At 71.0% G+C, this 17,170-nt stretch carries 15 protein-coding genes and 1 pseudogene; 5 read left to right on the forward strand and 11 right to left on the reverse strand.

Annotated features, from left to right (window positions below):
- Nucleotides 1-42: 42 nt before the first annotated feature.
- Both AB0M95_RS27300 and AB0M95_RS27305 read right to left on the reverse strand, forming a co-directional pair.
- Nucleotides 43-486, reverse strand: a complete 444-nt coding sequence (locus tag AB0M95_RS27300) for an ABC transporter permease (protein WP_363770246.1) — start codon at nucleotides 484-486, stop codon at nucleotides 43-45.
- Nucleotides 487-739: 253 nt separating this feature from the next.
- A complete protein-coding gene (locus AB0M95_RS27305) occupies nucleotides 740-1,066 on the reverse strand; it encodes a hypothetical protein (RefSeq protein WP_363770249.1) in 327 nt (108 codons plus the stop codon).
- Between the two features lie 433 nt (nucleotides 1,067-1,499).
- On the opposite strand from AB0M95_RS27305, the gene AB0M95_RS27310 reads away from it, so the two are divergent.
- A complete protein-coding gene (locus AB0M95_RS27310) occupies nucleotides 1,500-2,549 on the forward strand; it encodes a DMT family transporter (protein ID WP_363770252.1) in 1,050 nt (349 codons plus the stop codon).
- Between the two features lie 192 nt (nucleotides 2,550-2,741).
- Entirely contained in the window at nucleotides 2,742-3,017 is a 276-nt protein-coding gene (locus AB0M95_RS27315) for an isoamylase early set domain-containing protein (RefSeq protein WP_358514872.1), read from the forward strand.
- A gap of 51 nt (nucleotides 3,018-3,068) precedes the next feature.
- Here AB0M95_RS27315 and AB0M95_RS27320 read toward each other — a convergent pair whose 3' ends face one another.
- From AB0M95_RS27320 to AB0M95_RS27335, 4 genes are read right to left on the reverse strand one after another with little or no spacing between them, the layout of a single operon-like run.
- On the reverse strand, nucleotides 3,069-3,965 hold the full coding sequence (locus tag AB0M95_RS27320; RefSeq protein ID WP_363770255.1) for a class I SAM-dependent methyltransferase: 897 nt from the start codon (nucleotides 3,963-3,965) through the stop codon (nucleotides 3,069-3,071).
- Nucleotides 3,920-4,570: a cysteine hydrolase gene (locus tag AB0M95_RS27325; protein ID WP_363770258.1), complete on the reverse strand. Its 651-nt coding sequence runs from the start codon at nucleotides 4,568-4,570 to the stop codon at nucleotides 3,920-3,922. Before AB0M95_RS27325 ends, AB0M95_RS27320 begins: the two co-directional genes overlap by 46 nt.
- Entirely contained in the window at nucleotides 4,567-5,637 is a 1,071-nt protein-coding gene (locus tag AB0M95_RS27330) for an isocitrate/isopropylmalate family dehydrogenase (RefSeq protein WP_363770261.1), read from the reverse strand. Before AB0M95_RS27330 ends, AB0M95_RS27325 begins: the two co-directional genes overlap by 4 nt.
- 50 nt (nucleotides 5,638-5,687) lie before the next feature.
- The gene (locus tag AB0M95_RS27335; protein WP_363770264.1) at nucleotides 5,688-6,218 is read right to left on the reverse strand and encodes an EF-hand domain-containing protein; all 531 of its coding nucleotides are present in this window, start codon (nucleotides 6,216-6,218) and stop codon (nucleotides 5,688-5,690) included.
- Between the two features lie 379 nt (nucleotides 6,219-6,597).
- On the opposite strand from AB0M95_RS27335, the gene AB0M95_RS27340 reads away from it, so the two are divergent.
- Nucleotides 6,598-7,443 carry a sulfite exporter TauE/SafE family protein gene (locus tag AB0M95_RS27340; RefSeq protein WP_363770267.1) on the forward strand — a complete coding sequence of 282 codons (846 nt, stop codon included), beginning with the start codon at nucleotides 6,598-6,600 and terminating at the stop codon, nucleotides 7,441-7,443.
- Between the two features lie 201 nt (nucleotides 7,444-7,644).
- Here AB0M95_RS27340 and AB0M95_RS27345 read toward each other — a convergent pair whose 3' ends face one another.
- Nucleotides 7,645-8,691: a nitronate monooxygenase gene (locus AB0M95_RS27345; RefSeq protein ID WP_363770270.1), complete on the reverse strand. Its 1,047-nt coding sequence runs from the start codon at nucleotides 8,689-8,691 to the stop codon at nucleotides 7,645-7,647.
- Nucleotides 8,692-8,987: 296 nt separating this feature from the next.
- Complete coding sequence (locus tag AB0M95_RS27350) at nucleotides 8,988-9,620, reverse strand: DUF305 domain-containing protein (protein WP_363770272.1); 633 nt, start codon at nucleotides 9,618-9,620, stop codon at nucleotides 8,988-8,990.
- Between the two features lie 265 nt (nucleotides 9,621-9,885).
- Here AB0M95_RS27350 and AB0M95_RS27355 point away from each other — a divergent pair, with 265 nt between their 5' ends.
- Nucleotides 9,886-11,220 carry a hypothetical protein gene (locus tag AB0M95_RS27355; protein ID WP_363770283.1) on the forward strand — a complete coding sequence of 445 codons (1,335 nt, stop codon included), beginning with the start codon at nucleotides 9,886-9,888 and terminating at the stop codon, nucleotides 11,218-11,220.
- Nucleotides 11,221-11,403: 183 nt separating this feature from the next.
- On the opposite strand, the gene AB0M95_RS27360 is transcribed toward AB0M95_RS27355, so the two are convergent.
- Both AB0M95_RS27360 and AB0M95_RS27365 read right to left on the reverse strand, forming a co-directional pair.
- The gene (locus tag AB0M95_RS27360) at nucleotides 11,404-13,335 is read right to left on the reverse strand and encodes an ABC transporter ATP-binding protein (RefSeq protein WP_363770274.1); all 1,932 of its coding nucleotides are present in this window, start codon (nucleotides 13,333-13,335) and stop codon (nucleotides 11,404-11,406) included.
- Complete coding sequence (locus AB0M95_RS27365) at nucleotides 13,332-15,134, reverse strand: ABC transporter ATP-binding protein (protein WP_363770276.1); 1,803 nt, start codon at nucleotides 15,132-15,134, stop codon at nucleotides 13,332-13,334. Before AB0M95_RS27365 ends, AB0M95_RS27360 begins: the two co-directional genes overlap by 4 nt.
- A gap of 356 nt (nucleotides 15,135-15,490) precedes the next feature.
- On the opposite strand from AB0M95_RS27365, the gene AB0M95_RS27370 reads away from it, so the two are divergent.
- Complete coding sequence (locus AB0M95_RS27370; protein ID WP_363770278.1) at nucleotides 15,491-16,717, forward strand: acyl-CoA dehydrogenase family protein; 1,227 nt, start codon at nucleotides 15,491-15,493, stop codon at nucleotides 16,715-16,717.
- Between the two features lie 179 nt (nucleotides 16,718-16,896).
- Here AB0M95_RS27370 and AB0M95_RS27375 read toward each other — a convergent pair.
- Nucleotides 16,897-17,170, reverse strand: a pseudogene (locus tag AB0M95_RS27375) (RNA-guided endonuclease TnpB family protein); the annotation flags it as partial.

Consider the following 17,170-nt stretch of genomic DNA (forward strand, 5'->3'; position numbering starts at 1 on the left):
GTCCCGCTGAAGGGCGGGCTCGCCGGGGGACGACCCTGGCTCTCAGACGCCGCGCCGGATCGCCCGGGTGCCGAAGAACAACCCGGCCGCGCCGACGGCACACGCGGCGATCACCCCGTACAGCACCGGCGCGTTGACGAGCCGCCCCGCGAACAGCGCACGCTCGGCCTCGACGATGTAGGAGACCGGGTTCACCGCTGCGGCGGCGCGCAGCCAGCCGGGCCCGAGGTCGGTCGGCAGCAGCACGCCCGACAGCAGCATCAGCGGGAACAGCAGCATCTGGGTGACGCCCCAGAACAGGGTGCCATCGGGCCGGGACGCGATGGCGAGGACGAACGAGAACGCCCCGAGGCCGGTGCCGAACACGATCAGCAGCGCCAGGCCCGCGAGCACGCCCGCCGGCGACGGCCGGAAGCCCAGCGGCACCGCCAGCCCGATGATCAGCTCGTCCCCTCCTCGGGGTCCGGACGGGCGGTGTGCGGGCACGACGAAGAAACCCCTGCTCGGGGGCTCGGTCGGAGTGGGTTCATCTTCAGGGACGCCGCCGCGATCTGGCAAACGTGAAATGGACGTTCATATACGGCGCTGACCTGCGTAAACGTGTTTTCCGTCCATCGTCGGCGACACCGGGGAACGACCCGGATTCCGGGGGCGAGCCCCTGACCACCTCGGCCTTTACGACGCCGGGCGATATCTCGGGAAATTTATTTCGCGGTCGTGGGCCGGCCCGCGGGGAGGGTCAGTTCCACTCGGCTCGCTGGAGCGGGCGGCCCGGCTCGGTGGCGGGCGGCGGGTCCGCGTCGCGGGGGCCGAGGGTGAGGGTCTCGCAGGAGAGCAGTTCCCAGGGGCCGAGCTCCGGGTTGGCGAGGATCGCGGTCACCTGCGCCCGGATCTGCGCCGCCGTCACGTCCTCGTCGGTCTGGATCCGGATGGCGATGTACCCGGCCGCCTGCGTGAGGTCCTTACGCCACTGCCTCGGCAGCAACGCGAGGATCCGGATGCCGTCGACGGTGGAAACCTCCGACGGCCGTCCCGCGGCGCGGCGCATCGTCAACACGACCAACATGGCTGCGTCCTCTGGTTCGGCCCCTGATGGTCCCCGCGTCTTCAACTGTGCGGAAAACCGGTGCCGCCTGCCAGAGAGAGGTAAGGCAGCAAGTCACCGGCCCTTGACCGCTTCCTGTCACGCCCGGCCGCCGTGTGAGACGGACGTCAGGCGGTGGTACGGCGCCCGGCGGCGGGGGCGCCCGCCGCTTCCAGGACGAGTGCCTCCGGTGACCCCATTTGCCACGCTGAACGCCGATGTGTTTGAGTTGCGGCTCAGGAGACGCGTGAAGGGCTGACCGATGGAGATCGCGCCGCGCGTCCCGCGGACGCCGAGGTGCGTGCCGGCCGAACGGACGGTGCGCGTCGAGGGCAGCGGGTCACCGCGATCCGTCCCGGCGCCGCGCCAGGAAAAACGGTTGCGTTATGAAGAACGAGCTGAATAACAAGCCTTCATGAGACCCGCCGACACGCCGTACACCACCGGAGACGGCGCTCCCGCCCCGGCCATCCCATCCCCGGTATCACCGGACGACCCCACGCCGCCCCCGCACCGCGACGCGCCGAGGCCGGACGCGCGACGATCTGTCAGAACGCGGCACCTGGCCGGGGTGGCCGCGCTGCTCGGCGTGACCGCCGTCTGGGGCAGCACCTTCCCCTTGACGAAGGACATGGTCACCCGGCTGCCCGTGATCGATATGCTCGCCGCCCGGTACCTCATCTCCGTCGCCATCCTGCTGGCGCTGCGGCCTCGCGCGCTGCGCGGCATCGGCCCGGGCGCGTGGCGGGCGGGCGTCGCCCTCGGCCTCGTCTACGGGGCCGCGCTGGTCACCCAGACCTACGGCCTCAAGGCGCTGCCGTCCTCGGTGTCCGGATTCGTCACCGGCTCCTACGTGGTCATGACGCCGCTGCTCGCGCTCCTGTGGTTCCGCACCCCCATCACCGCCCGGACCTGGACGGCGGTCGGCCTCGCCGTCGCCGGGCTCGGCGCCATCACCCTCATGTCCGGCGACGCCGGCGGCGGCTCGGTCTCCGGCGCCGGGCTCGCCCTGACGCTGGGATCGGCCGCGCTGTACGCGGTGCACGTCGTCGCGCTCGGCCGGTGGAGCCGGCCCGAGCACGCGTACGCGCTGGCGGTGCTGCAGGTCGGCACTATGGCGCTGGTCTGCACGGCCGTCGCCGCGCCCGGCGGGATCGCCCTGCCCGCCACCCCCGGAGACTGGGCGGGCCTCGTCTACCTGGCCACCGCCGCCGGCGCCTTGTCCTTCCTGGCCCAGACCTGGGCGCAGGCGCACGTCCCGGCCACGCCCGCAGCCGTCGTCATGTCGATCGAGCCGCTGTGGGCCACCGCCTTCGCCACGCTCCTGTACGGCGAGGCGGCGGGCTGGTCGCTGCTCGTGGGCGGCACGTGCCTGCTGACCGCGATGGTCCTGGTCGCGGTGCCCGCACGCGCGCGGCGCGCCGCCCTCCCCGCCGTGATCATCGTCGAGGAGAGCGGCCGCTGAGCGCACCGCCACGGCCTTTCCTCCAGCGCTTCCGTACCGCCCTCCGGGAGGAGCGACGGGCCTGCTCGTGTCGAGCGTGCCGGGAGGGGACAAAAATTAAAGTGAACACCATGTTACGGATCGCGTGTCCGCATACGTGACAAAGCGGGCGAACGCAAGGCTTAGAGGGTCACGTTCTCGGGAGGCCCCCTCATGCTCAAGCGCAACCATCTGTTCGGCCGTAAGACCCGCGTCACCTTCCTTCTGCCCCTGGACCAGCCGTACGACGCGGTGAGCGTCGTGGGCGACTTCAACGACTGGAGCCCCGGCCGCCACGAGCTCAGGCGTCGCAGGAACGGCACCCGCACCGTCTCGGTGATCCTTCCGCAGGGCGTCCACCGGTTCCGCTACCTGGCCACCGGCGGCGTCTGGTTCGACGACGAGACCGCGGACGCCATCGACCACCACGGCAGCCTGATCAAGCTGTGATCCGGCGCTGATCCGGCCCTGACACGCGGCCGCGCCTTCGTGCCCGAGCCGTCAGACGTCGATGCCGGGTTTGTGCGCGAACACCCAGCGGTTGCTCGCCAGGGCGTCGTCCGGCTCCGGGCGTGGTCCGCGGCCGTGGTGGCGGGTGAAATGGAAGGGCGTACGGATCACGGCCGACCAGCCCCGCTCCCTCAGCCGACCGGCGGAGTCGGGGCGCGGCTCCTTGTCGAACAGGGCGAGCAGGTCGACGCCGATCTGCCGTCTGGTCGCCGCGTAGACGGGACTGGCCCGGACCTGCGGAGACTCCGCCCCGAGCTTCACCTCGAAGGCCAGGCTGCTCCCACCGGCGCTCAGGCGGTTCACGGTGTCGACGAGACGCCGCTCGGCGGCGGGCGGCAGATAGAGCAGCAGGCCCTCGGCCAGCCACGCGGTCGGCGCGGCCGGGTCGAAGCCCGCGCTCAGCAGCGATCCGGCCCAGCCGCCGCGCAGATCGGCCGCGATCGGGCGGCGCGTGGCCGTGGGGACGGCGGCGAGGCCGTCGAGCACGCGGTGCTTGAACGCCAGGACGTCCTCGCGGTCGATCTCGTAGACGACCTGGCCGCGCGGCCAGTCGAGCCGGAAGGCCCGGGTGTCGAGGCCCGCCCCAAGCAGGACGACCTGCCGGGCGCCCGCGCGGGCCGAGCCGAGCAGGTGGTCGTCGAGGACCCGGGTGCGCAGGCCGAAGTAGCGTCCCAGCCTGCCCCACAAGGGGTTCGCATCCCCGCCCGGCACATCCCCTGGGCGGACCGGCCACGCCGCGGACACTCCGGCGGCGCGCACGAAGTGCTCGGCGTAGGCGTCGCCGGCCAGGGCGTCGGGCCGGTGGGTCTCGATCGCCCGCGCGGCGGCGACCATGAGGGCGGTCAGCCCGATGCCGCCTTCGACGCCGGTGCGCCGGGCGTCTGGCACGCGTCCTCCTCTCCGGCGGGGGGCGTCCATGATCGGTCCTGGGTGGTGATGTGGGCGCCGTAGACCACGGCCATGAAGCTCAGGATGTCCGCGTCCGGCAGGTGCAGGCCGGTGGTGCAGTCGCTCAGCACGGTGACGTGGAAGCCCTTCTGGAACGCGGTCCGGGCGGTGGAGTCCACGCAGACGTCGGTGAACAGGCCCGCGAACACCAGCCGCCCGACGCCGCGATGGACCAGGTGCCGCTCGAACCCGGCGCTGAGGAAGGCGTCGAAGCACGCTCGCTTGGTGAATACCTGTTCGCCCGGCATGGGAGACACCCGGTAGAAGTCTGCCCCCCACGATCCCTCCCTGCACTTGGGACGCTTGCCCTGCGCGCGATCCCGGCGCCGCCAGCTTCGGCCCTGGTACCGGACGTCGCCGGCGAACCGGACGAAGATCACCTCCGTCTCGCGGGACCGCGCGCGGTCGACGGCCAGCGCGGTGTTCGCCGCGACGGCGTCCAGTCTCGCCGGGTCGCCGGCGTACCGGGCGAGGGCGACCGGCCCGGCGCAGAAGTCGTTCTGCAGGTCCACGACGACCAGCGCGGTGGCCGGCGTCGAGGTCACGAGTCCGCCATCATGATCGGCCGGCCCTCGCGATTCAGCGTGCCGAGCAGTGCGTCCACCACGGCGGTGGTCGAATGACGTCCGCCCAGGTCAGGCGTGCCGATGCCCCGGCGGCCGAGAGATTCCAGGCCGCGCTCGACCATCCGCATCGCCCCCGCGCAGCCCGCGTGCCGCTCGGCGACCACCGCCGCGGCGCGCACGGTCGCCACCGGGTTGACCGCGTCCTTCCCCGCCAGGTCGTCGGCGGAGCCGTGCACCGTCTGGTACTCGACCAGCCCGGCCGCGTGGGGGTGCAGGTAGACGTTCTCGGTGCAGCGGTTCTCCTGGCGTTCGGCCGCGAAGCGGTCCAGCAGGACGACGTGCATGATGTCGGCCCATTCGTTGCCCGCGATGATCAGCGTGCGAGGGCGCGGGCCGCGCTCGATGAGGTCGCGGTTCACCGTGTCCGGCTGGCACAGGCGGATCTCGACGCCGTGCCGCGCGGCGCTCTCGGCCACCCACGCGTCGAGGGCGCCGTCGAGCAGGTGGAACTTGTAGGCCATGACGATCTCGTCGGCCCCGCCGTCCGGCCACTCCCGCCGCGCACGACGCACGGCGAAGGCGATGACCTTGTCGGTGATCTCCTGGCTGAACGCCATGGTGCGGATCAGCGCGCCCGGGACGTGCGTGTTGTCCCCGGTGTAGAAGCCCTGGGCCTGGTCCCGGACCAGGAGCAGGGACGTGTCGGCCGTGGCGATGACGTCGACCTTCACCGCCCGCAGGCGCTGGCGGACCAGGTAGAGCGACTGGGCGTTGATCGCCGTGCGGAAGACGGCGGGGACGCCGAGGGCGGCCTGGGCGCGGCAGAACTCCGCGTAGTGGTCGGCGTCCTCCCGCGTGAGTTGGCGGACCCGATCGATCCCGGCGGTGGGCTTCATGGAGGCATACGAGTGGTAAATCCTCTCCGACCGCGTGACGCTGATTTCGGTCGAATACACGTCGGCGATCCCGGCCAGCACCCGTTCGAAGACGGTCGCGAGTTCGGGACCCGTTCCCCGGCCGACGGCAAGTCCGATGACTCGTTCCACTTGTACCCCTTTGTCATGGGCCGGAGGTGTACAGGTTGCTGTGATCCCGATCAGACCGGCCCGCCGACCAGATGATCGCCCGGAATTCCCGCCTTCTCCGGGCTGTAGTAGTCCTTGATGCCGGCGGCCCAGACCGAGACCGTGATCTGGTCGTCCTCCGACGGGTCGAACGCGTCGAAGAGGGCGTCGATGTTCGCGCGCTCGAAGCCGATGGCCGTCATCAGCGCCACGAAGACGTGCCGCTCGATGAGCCCGTCGCCGTCCGGGTCGCCGATCGCGGCCAGTGCCTCGGCGAAGTCGGTGAGCGCCCCGTCGAAACGCTCAGGGGAGAGGACGCACGCGGCGTACTCCTCGAAACTGATGCGGCCGTCGTCGTCGGCGTCCAGTTCGGCGGCGAGAGTCGTCCAGTAGCGCCGGAAGGCGGCGAGCATGGCGGCCTTGGCGGCGTCGTCGGAATCGGGCGACGCCGCGACGACGTGGGCCGCCATGAGTTCGAAGTCGTCGGCCTCGAGAAGGCCGGTGCCGTCGGCGTCGAGCAGGGCGAAGATGAGCTTTACTCGATCGATGGCCGCGTTCTGCATCGTCTGTCACCTTTCTTTGATTTTCGCTCGGAACAGAAACAAGGGGCGGAAACCGGGCCCGGCCGTACGCGATTATGCCTGACCATGACCGCACACTTACGAGGCGATCGGCAATGGAACGACCGGATGCGGCCACGAGAACCATCGGAATTGACAACCTCAAACATGAAATATCCCGACTAGTCGGACTATTCCGATAAGCGAGAAATACAGCCGTTCATCACAATGGCAGAGAACAGGCCGCACCTCCGGGTATCCGCGGGGAACCCCGAAGCTCTGACACCTCGCCGACCCCGCGCCGTACGACGTCGCCGGCCGGCCGTGCCGCCCTCGGCGCCCCGACGCCGTCGCATCCCGCGGGCCGTGGTTGGGTTGGGGGGTGACATTTGGGGATGTCCTCGGCCTGGTGGGGACGGGCGCGCTGGCCGGGGTCGTCAGCACATTGGTGAGCCTGGCATCGATCGTGTCGTTCCCGATCCTGCTGGCCTTCGGCTTGCCGCCGCTCGCCGCGAACGTCACCAACACCGTCGCGCTGGTGTTCACCGGGCTGGGGGCGGTGGCGGGGTCGCGTCCCGAACTGGCCGGGCGGGGGCGGCAGGTGCTGGCGCTCGGGTGGCTCGCGGTGCTCGGCGGGGCCACGGGGGCGGGGGTGCTCCTGCTCACACCGGCGGGCGCGTTCGAGGCCGTCGCGCCGTGGCTGGTCGGCATCGCGTCCCTGGTCCTGCTCCGCCCGCCGAGGCCCCGGACCGCCCGTCCGGCACACGACGCTCCGCCGGACGGAGACCCGCTTCCAGATCGGCAAGCCCTTCCGAGCTCCGTCGCGAACGGTGTCCATCCCGGGCGGGACGCCGGTCAAGGGTGGCGTGCCGGGCGGGCGCTCAAGGCAGGAGTGTTCGCCGTCGCCATCTACCTCGGGTACTTCGGGGCGGCGGGCGGGATCATGATGTTCTCGGTGCTCACGGCGGCGCTCCAGGACACCCCGGCCCGGGTGAACGCGGTCAAGAACGCCCTGTCGGCGCTGGCCAACGCGGTGGCGGCCGTCGGGTTCGCCCTGTTCGGGCCGGTCCAGTGGGGGGCGGCCATCCCGCTGGCGGCGGGGTTCCTCATCGGGGGACGTCTCGGCCCGTCGCTCGCCCGCCGGATGCCGGGCCAGACCCTGCGCGTCGTCTCGGCGGTCGCGGGGCTGCTCGTGGCGGTCAAGCTGGGGTACGACGCCTATGTCTGACGTCCTCCCTGAAGACGTCGAAACCCTGCGAGCCGTTCACGACCCTACGTCCGCGGCCGGGGCGCCGTGAAAGGACTTCGTCCCGGCCCGCAGCGGTTCGTCACCGAGCGCGCCCGCCGCGTCCTTTCCGCCGAGCGGCACGCACGGGGATGGCCAACGGGCCGAGCTGTTCGTCTATCGCCATCAGATGGACCATCCGAGTCAGTGGGTGGGCCCGCGGCGGGCGGCGCGGTCGAGGGCCTCGCGGGCCTCGGTGCCGAGACGGTGGACCAGTTCGGCCGCAGGGACCTCCTCCGTGAGCGGGTACGCCTGACCCGCCCACAGGTTGATCATCTCCGGGTCGCCCGCCTTCCTGGCCGCCGCGCGCAGGGGAGCGGTCAACTGGTGGACCTGCGGGTACGCCATGGGAGCCTCGTCGGTGTGGTCGCGCAGGAAGCGGTTGGCCAGCCCCCGGGCGCGCCGCCCGGTGAACGCGCGGGTGACCGCCGTCCGGTCGTACGTCCCCAGGGCTTCGCGGTGCGCGGGGTTCGTCCCGGCCTCCGGGGTGCGCAGGAACGCGGTGCCGAGCTGGGCGGCGACCGCGCCCGCCGCGAGCACCGCCGCGACGCCCGCGCCGTCCGCGATGCCCCCGGCCGCGACCACGGGCAGGGGAGTGCGGCGCAGCGTCAGCCGCAGCAGCGTCAGCAGCCCGAAGTCGCCCGCGTCGTCGGTGAACCCGCCCCGGTGCCCGCCCGCCTCGATGCCCTGCGCGACCAGCGCGTCCGCCCCGGCCTCGTGCGCGGCTTCCGCCTCGTCCGGCGTTGTCACCGTGACCAGCACGTACGAGCCGCCGCCGCGCACCCGCTCGATGACCTCCGGCGACGGCAGCCCGAACGTGAACGACACCACCGGCACCCGCTCGGCGACGACGAGGTCCAGCTTCTCGCCCCATTCGTCGTCATCGTCGGCGGGGACGCCGAGCTCGACCCCCGACCGCTCCGCCTCGCCGCGCAGCCGCGCCGCGTACGTCTCGACGGCGGTCAGGTCGGGCGGCTCCGGCGAGGGCACGAAGAGGTTGACGCCGAACGGAGCATCGGTCCGCGCGCGTACGGCCGCGATGTCCGCCTCGACGTCGGGGGTGGCGCGGTAGCCGCCGGCCAGGCACCCCAGCCCCCCGGCGCCCGACACGGCGGCCGTCAGCGCGGCGGTGGACGGTCCGCCCGCCATGGGCGCCTGGATGATCGGGTACGGCAACGCGGCTAGATCCACACGGCCAGCCTAACCCGGGCCCTCCCACGGGCCCGGGGCGGCATGCCCACGTCCGACCAGGGCGGACGAGAGGCGCCGGATGCCCCTGGCGATCCCGGACGTTCGCACGCCTCGCGGCGCGGGTGGTGCGTCGATGTCGCCGTTCGTAACGCGCCGCAGAAGATCTCCGCCTAGATCCACACGCCAGCATGGAGTGCGGCAAGGGCGGCACGAGATAACCATGACGGGTGATTTGACTCTCTTTCGGAGTGCTGTTCAGAGTCCTGGCGGATGTTTCTGTCCCGCGCCGGCGGGGTTCAGCCGGAGGTCTGGAGGCGGTGCATGCGGTTGACCTCCGCCGCCTGGGAGACCGAGATGTCCTGCGCCAGTTCCTCGACGTATATATGCGAGCCCTTCTCCAGCTCGTCGGCCGCCATTGTGATGGCCCCCATGTGGTGGGCGATCATCAGCTGGAGGTAGAGGCGGTCGAACTCGGCGCCGCCGGCCGCGCGCAACTGCGCGAGCTGCTCGGGCGTCGCCATCCCCGGCATCGTGTGGTGCCGGGCGTGGTGGTCGGGGACGCGCTGGCCCTGCTCGCGCAACCAGCGGATCATGGCGTTGATCTCCGGTCCCTGCGCGGCGCTGATCCTGGCGGCCAGGCGCTTCACCGTGTCGGACGCGGCGTGCGTGGCCGCTCCCGTGCTCATGTCGAGGGCCTGGCGGTGGTGCACGATCATGTCCTGCATGAAGAGCACGTCGGCGGCGTTGGCCGTGGGGGAGGGGACGGCGGTCGCGGCCTCCGACGGGTTCAGCGTCCTGGCGGTCTCACCCGGCCGGCCCGGGGCGATGACCGGGGCCGTGGACGTGGCGGTCGGGGTGGCGGGGCCGCCCGAGCATGCCGCCATGGCGAATGCCGCCGTAGCGATGACGATGAGGGACGCGGCGCGCACCCGGCCTCCTTGAAGATCTCTTGTTGTGCGGCTGCACCCTAACCGGTCCCCGTCATTCGCGTAAGGCTTCAGGTCGGCACCTTTTCCTGACAACGTGCACTATGGTCAACTGATCCTGTTTGGGAGAAAATCTGCCCATCTATGAGCTCCTGTGGCAAAAGTTACCAAGGAGGGTCCCTGCGTGTCGTCCATTCCCCCCAGAGGCGGCCGTTTAGGCCGGTTCCTCGTCCTGGCGGGCGCCGCCGCGGCCCTTGTGCTGTCGGCCATGCCCGCGCAGGCAGCGGACATCCCGGGCACCGATCAGATCGTCATGAGCCCGAACGTCCAGCACGTCACCAACGTGCCGAAGCCGGCGAGCATCGCGGCGACCATCAACACCGACATCGCCTTCCAGGGCGACTACGCCTACGTGGGAAACTACGGCGGCTTCTCCATCTATGACATCAAGAACCCCAAGAAGGCGAGCGTCGTCAGTTCGGTCGTCTGCCCGGGGTCGCAGATGGACGTGTCGGTGTACGGCAACCTGCTGTTCGCGTCCGTCGACAGCTCCCGGAACAACGACTCCTGCTCCAGCACTCCGCAACCCGCGTCGGTGAAGGAGTCCTGGGAGGGCATCCGGATCTTCGACGTGAGCGACAAGGCGAACCCGAAGTACATCAAGTCGGTCGAGACCGACTGTGGTTCGCACACGCACACGCTCGTCCCGGACAAGAGGCACGGAAACGTCTACCTGTACGTCTCCTCGTACAGCCCCTCGGCGGCGTTCCCGGACTGCCAGCCGCCGCACGACAAGATCTCCATCGTGAAGGTGCCGCTGTGGAACCCCACCTCGGCGTCCGTGGTCGCCACCCCGGTGGTGTTCCCCGACGGCGGCAACGAGACGCAGCCGAACCTTCTGCTGAAGACCTCCGGCTGCCACGACATCACCGTGTACGCCGAGAAGGGCATCGCGGCCGGCGCCTGCATGGGTGACGGTGTGCTGTTCGACATCCGGAACCCCGAGGCCCCGCGCGTCACGGCCCGGGTGACCGACCCGAACTTCGCGTTCTGGCACTCGGCGACGTTCAACAACGAGGGCACCAAGGTCGTCTTCACCGACGAGCTCGGTGGCGGCGGCGAGGCGACGTGCAACGAGGCCACCGGCCCGACGCACGGCGCGGACGCGATCTTCGACATCGTCCGTGGCCAGCTCGTCTTCAAGAACTACTACAAGATCCCGCGCTACCAGGCGGACTCGGAGAACTGCGTCGCCCACAACGGCTCGCTCATCCCGGTGAAGGGCCGCGACATCATGGTCCAGGCCTGGTACCAGGGCGGCGCGTCGATCTGGGACTTCACCGACTCGGCGCACCCGAGGGAGATCGGGTACTTCGAGCGCGGCCCGGCCTCGGAGGGCTTCGGCGGATTCTGGTCGGCGTACTACTACAACGGCTACATCTACGCGAGTGACTTCAACAAGGGCCTCGACGTCATCAAGATCAACGATAGGCTCACCGACTCGGCCAAGAAGGTCAAGGTCGACCGCCTGAACACCCAGACGCAGGACTCCTACCGCGAGCGCTGGGGCGGCGGCTGGTTCTGGGGCGACGAAGACGAGTGACCCGGCCCGGCGGGTGTCCACCGGCCTCCGCCCGCGGGGGCCGTGGACACCCGCCTGAGCGGGCTACGCGTCCGGCCTTACGCGAGGGCGGTCCGATTCCGATCGGACCGCCCTTCGCGTGGCGTCACGACGGAGCTCTCCGGGGCGGCAGGTCATCGCCGTCGACCCGGCCGTCGACCTCCCTTACGACAGGCTGTCGAGCCAGGCGCGGTGGAGGCCGGCGAAGCGGCCGGCCTCGGCGATGAGGCGGTCCGGGGGGCCGTCCTCGACGACGCGGCCGGCGTCCATGACGAGCACCCGTTCGGCGATCTCGACCGTGGACAGGCGGTGGGCGATGATCAGGGCGGTACGGCCGGTGAGCACGGTGCGCAGGGCGCGCTGAACGAGCCGTTCGCTGGGGACGTCGAGGCTGGACGTGGCCTCGTCGAGGATCACCACGGCCGGGTCGGCGAGGAAGACCCGCGCGAACGCCACGAGCTGCCGCTGCCCCGCCGACATGCGGCCGCCGCGCTTGCCGACCTCGGTCCGGTACCCGTCGGGCAGTGCCGCGATGAACTCGTGGGCGCCGATCGCCCGGGCCGCCTCCTCGACCTCGGCCGGGGTGGCGGACGGGCGGCCGAACCTGATGTTGTCCGCCACCGTGCCGGTGAACAGGAAGTTCTCCTGAGTCACCGCCACCACGGCCCGGCGCAGCGTGGCCTCGTCGAGGTCGCGCAGGTCGACGCCGTCGAGCAGGACGCGGCCCGCCGTCGGGTCGTAGAAGCGCGCGATCAGTTTCGCCACCGTCGTCTTGCCCGCGCCGGTCGCGCCGACCAGCGCGACGATCTGCCCGGCGGGTATCTCCAGGTCCAGCCGGGGCAGGACCGGCACGCCGTCGATGTAGGAGAACTCGGCCCCCTCGAAGCGCACCGCGCCGCGCGGGCGGGCGAGCGGGACAGGGTGCTCGGGCTCGGCCACCTCGGGCCGCTCCTCCAGCACGCCGGAGAGGTTCGAGAGCGCCGCGCCGGCCGACTGCAGCGTGTTGTAGAACTGGGAGATCTCCTGCATCGGCTCGTAGAACTGCCGCAGGTACAGCACGAACGCGGCGAGCACGCCCACCGTGACCGCGTCGTGGAGCGCCAGCCACCCGCCGTACAGCAACACGACCGCGACCGTGAGGTTGCCGATCAGCTTGATGCCCGGCATGAACACCGCGACGAGGTGCATGCCGCGCGCGTTGGCGTCACGGTAGCCGATGTTGAGCTCCTGGAAGATCTCCTGGTTGCGCGGCTCCCTGCGGAACGCCTGGACCGCCCGGATCCCGGTCATCGACTCCACGAAGTGGACGATGACCAGCGCCACCGCCTCGCGGGTCCGGCGGTAGACGATGCTCGACTCGCGCCGGAACCACCGGGTGAACAGCAACAGGATCGGCAGCGGCACCAGCGCGACCGCGCCGAGCGGAAGGTCGAGCACGAGGAGCAGGACCGCGGTGCCGAACATGGTGAGAACGGCGGTGACGATGCTGTCGAACCCCGACTGCAGCATCTCGGCGATCGCGTCGATGTCGGAGGTGAGCCGGGCGATGACCCGCCCCGAGGTGTACCGCTCGTGGAACGCCAGGGACAGCCGCTGGAAGTGGTCGAAGACGCGGCGGCGCAGCTCCAGCAGGATGTCCTGGCCGATCCGCCCGGATATCTGGAGGAACGCCCGGCGGGTGGCCGCCTGGGTCAGCGCCGCGGCCAGGATCGCCGCCACCGACGCGAGCAGCGTCCCCGCGCCCTCGTGCCGCAGCATCGGCGGGATCCCGGCGTCGATGCCGACCTTCACCAGGTACGGGATCGCGAGGCCGGCCGCGTTCGAGACCACGATGACCGCGACCAGCACGGCGATGGCCCGGCGGTGCGGGCGCAGCAGGTCGCCGAGCAGGCGCCGGGACCGCGCCCGCAGCAGCACCGACACCTTGTCCGGCAGTTCGTCCTGTTTCTCGGCGGCGACGCCACGCCAGCGTCCCGGCTCGCTGGCGGTGTTCTTCGTGTTCTCTGTGTTCTCCGTGTGCGCCGTGTCCTCCGGGTTCACTGGGTTCGCCGGGTTCGCGCGCGCGCCATCCTTCGGGTCGGTGGTCGTGTGACTCAACGCAGCGCCTCCTCGGGGTCGAAGTCGGCGTCCTGTGCCAGAAGCTCGCGGTACTCGGGGACCCGCGACAGCAGCTCCTGATGCGCGCCGAGATGCGTGATGGTGCCGTCGCGCAGCAGCGCGACCCTGTCGGCGAGCAGCACGGTGGACGCGCGGTGGGCCACGATGAGGCCGGTCGCGTCGGCGAGCACCGCGCGCAGCGCCTGCTCGACCAGGGCCTCGGTCTCGACGTCGAGGGCCGACAGCGTGTCGTCCAGCACGAGGATCCTGGGCTTGCTGAGCACCGCGCGGGCCAGGGCGAGCCGCTGCCGCTGGCCGCCCGACAGTGACATGCCCTGCTCGCCGATCCGGGTGTCGAGCCCCCACGGAAGGTCATAGGCGAAGGTGGCCTGGGCTGTTTCGAGCGCCTCGCGAAGTTCCTCCTCGGTCGCCTCGCCCCGGCCGAGGGTGAGATTCTCCCGCACGCTCATCGAGAACAGCGTCGGCTCCTCGAAGGCGGTGGCCACCATCGAGCGCAGCTCCGGCAACGCCAGGTCGCGGATGTCCCGCCCGTCGATCGTGACCCGGCCCGCGGTGACGTCGGCGAGCCTCGGCACCAGCGAGGTCAGCGTCGTCTTGCCCGAGCCGGTGGCCCCGACGATCGCGACCGTCTCGCCCGGCCGCACGTCCAGACGGACGTCCCGCAGCACCGGCCGGTCGGCGCCGGGGAACCGGAAGCCGACGCCCTCGAACCGCAGATGCCCCCGCGGCCGCTCGATCACCTCGGTGCCGCCGACGATCTCCGGCTCGGTGTCGAGCACCTCCATCACCCGGTCGGCGGAGGTCATCGCCTCCTGCGCCATTCCCAGGATGTAGCCGAGCGCCGCGATCGGCCACACGAGCTGGAGCATCAGCGTGACGAAGGCCACCAGGGTGCCGAGCGTCAGCGTGCCCGCGCCGACGGCCAGCGCGCCGAGCAGGAGCACCAGGGCCAGGGTGACGTTCGGGATCACCTCCAGGAAGGTGTAGAAGCGGGACGCCAGCCGCACCTTGTCCATCGCGGCCGCGCGGACCTTGCGCGCGGCGGCGTCGAACTCGGCGAACACGTGGGGCCTGCGGCCGAACGCCTTGATCGTGCGGATCCCCAGCGCCGCCTCCTCGACGTAGGTGGCGATGTCGCCCTGCATGTCCTGCACCTGGCGGGAGACGCGGCGGTACTCGTTCTCGAACCGCAGCGACACGGCGAAGATGGGCACCGCGGCGGCCACGACGAGCAGGCCGAGCGGCCAGTACATCCGCAGCAGCAGCACGGTCACGGTGATCAGCTGCACGATGTTCATGACGAGGAACAGCAGGCCGAACCCCAGGAACCGCCGGATGGTGGACAGGTCGGTCGTCGCGCGGGACAGCAGCTGGCCCGACTGCCACTCGCCGTGGAAGCTCATCGGCAGCCGCTGCAGGTGCCGGTAGAGATCGTCGCGGATCGCCGTCTCCAGCCCGAGCACCGCCTTGGTCTGCGTCCACCGGCGTACGAAGGTCAGGAACGCCTCGGTGGCGCCGAGGGCCAGCGCGAGCAGTCCGAGGGGGAGGAGGGCGTCGCCGCGGCCGTGGCCGACCGGGCCGTCGATGATCTCCTTGCTCACCAGTGGGATCGCGACGCTGGTGGCGAGGCCCGCCATGGTGACGAGCCAGATGAGGATCAGGCGCGGGACGTACGGGCGGAGGTAGGGAGTGAGCCGCCGCAGCGACTGAGTTCTCCTGGTACGGGGCCTTTCTGGGGAGTCGGAGGCAGGGGCGTCGTCATTTCCGTCGGAAGGCATGAACGAGGGCACTCCTTACGGGTCGGCGCGGATCCGAGCGGATCGGCGCGACGGACGGGGCGGAGGGCGCTGCGGGGTCACACGGAACGGGAGTACACGAGAAGCCACAACCGCAGGCGCAACCTTCTACGTTCCAAGCGTGGTGTTCCCCGATCAACCGCTTTTGCGGCACATGAGACGCGGACATGAGAAAAGTCGCCCGGCGTCTTTCAGAGCGCCGGGCGAAGAGCCGGGCCGCGCCGGTCCGGGTGGCGGGTGGTCGAGCGGTAGGGTCGGACGCGGTCCGGTGTCAGCGCCGGGAACCACGACCGCGCCGGGCCGTGCCCGGCCGTGCCCCGTGTGAGGAGCAACCGCGAATGTCCGAGGCCGCTGCCGGTTTCAGTCCCGAACCCGGCGACGACGTACGCGAAGTACGCGACTGGGTGCACGACTTCGCCGCCCGCGTGATCCGCCCGGCCGGCGCGGAGTGGGACGAGCGCGAGGAGACCCCCTGGCCGATCGTCCAGGAGGCGGCCAAGATCGGGCTCTACTCGCTGGACTTCTTCACCCAGCAGTGGTTCGAGCCGAGCGGCATCGCCATCCCCGTCACGTTCGAGGAGCTGTTCTGGGGGGACGCCGGCATCGGCCTGTCCATCGTGGGCACCTGCCTCGCCGCCGCCGCGGTCGTCTCCGGCGGCACCGACGAGCAGATGGGGGAGTGGCTGCCCGAGATGTTCGGCAGCCCGGACGCGGTCAGGCTGGGCGCGTTCTGCGCCTCCGAGCCCGACGCGGGCTCCGACGTCGGCGCCATCCGCACGCGGGCCGTGTACGACCAGGCCACGGACGAGTGGGTGCTGAACGGCGCCAAGACCTGGGTGACCAACGGCGGCATCGCCGGCGTCCACATCGTCGTCGCCTCGGTCGACCCCGAACTGCGCAGCCGCGGCCAGGCGTCGTTCGTCGTCCCCCCGGGCACGCGGGGCCTCTCCCAGGGCCAGAAGTTCAGAAAGCATGGCATCCGCGCCTCCCACACCGCCGAGGTCGTCCTGGACGACGTTCGCGTACCTGGCCGCTGCCTGCTCGGCGGCAAAGAGAAGCTGGACGCCCGTCTTGCCCGCGTCCGCGAAGGCGGCAAGAGCGGCGAGCAGGCCGCGATGCGGACGTTCGAGACGACCCGCCCGTCGGTCGCCGCGATGGCGGTGGGCATCGCCCGTGCCGCCTTCGAGTACGCCCGGGACTACGCCCGCGAGCGCGAGCAGTTCGGCCGTAAGATCGGCGAGAACCAGGCCGTCGCCTTCCTGCTGGCCGACATGGCCACCCGCGTCGACATGGCCCGCTTGATGACGTGGCGCGCCGCCTGGCTGGCCCGCAACGGCCGTCCCTTCACCCAGGCGGAGGGCTCGATGTCCAAACTGGTGGCGGGCGAGACCGCCGTCTGGGTCACCGAGCAGGCGATCCAGGTCCTCGGCGGCGCCGGCTACACCCGCGACCACCCCGTGGAACGCTTCCACCGCGACGCCAAGATCTTCACCATCTTCGAGGGCACCAGCGAGATCCAAAGGCTCCTCATCGGCCGCGCCGTCACCGGGTTGCCCGTTCACTGACGTTCACGCGCGGGGACGGCCTCCTGGCTGGGGCGGGCGTGGTCGCGCCGAGATGCGAACGGCCTGTGCCGGGCGTGAGCCGGGCACAGGCCGGGTGTGCTCACCGGGGATCACCGGTCTCTATGACCGGTGATCCCGTAGGTGTTGTTCGCTCACGGACGGGAGTAGGCGCCCGTGTAGCGGGACCAGCGGACGTCCACGTCCCCGATCTTCGGCAGGCGCAACCTCCCGCCTGTGGTGATGGAGAACCGGGCGTTCCTGGTGAAGCGGATCGCCTGCCGTTTGTCCTTGCGGGACCGGAACCGGGGCGGGCCCACCTTCGGCCCCTTCCGCTTCCCGCTGATCGAGTCGAAGAAGTTCCGGTACGCCGTGTTCAGGTCCGCCAGCGCCTGCTGCAAAACCACAGCCGACACCGCACCCAGCCAGGAGCGATCCGGCGTCTTCTTCGCCTCG

Source organism: Sphaerisporangium sp. NPDC051017, from assembly GCF_040683095.1.
Taxonomy (GTDB): domain Bacteria; phylum Actinomycetota; class Actinomycetes; order Streptosporangiales; family Streptosporangiaceae; genus Sphaerisporangium.

Coding starts and splice junctions, on each gene's coding strand:
- AB0M95_RS27335 (WP_363770264.1), bottom strand. CDS start 6,218: ATGCAGAACGCGGCCATCGATCGAGTAAAGCTCATCTTCGCCCTGCTC.
- AB0M95_RS27310 (WP_363770252.1), top strand. CDS start 1,500: ATGAGACCCGCCGACACGCCGTACACCACCGGAGACGGCGCTCCCGCC.
- AB0M95_RS27305 (WP_363770249.1), bottom strand. CDS start 1,066: ATGTTGGTCGTGTTGACGATGCGCCGCGCCGCGGGACGGCCGTCGGAG.
- AB0M95_RS27355 (WP_363770283.1), top strand. CDS start 9,886: ATGCCCGCGCAGGCAGCGGACATCCCGGGCACCGATCAGATCGTCATG.
- AB0M95_RS27370 (WP_363770278.1), top strand. CDS start 15,491: ATGTCCGAGGCCGCTGCCGGTTTCAGTCCCGAACCCGGCGACGACGTA.
- AB0M95_RS27315 (WP_358514872.1), top strand. CDS start 2,742: ATGCTCAAGCGCAACCATCTGTTCGGCCGTAAGACCCGCGTCACCTTC.
- AB0M95_RS27365 (WP_363770276.1), bottom strand. CDS start 15,134: ATGCCTTCCGACGGAAATGACGACGCCCCTGCCTCCGACTCCCCAGAA.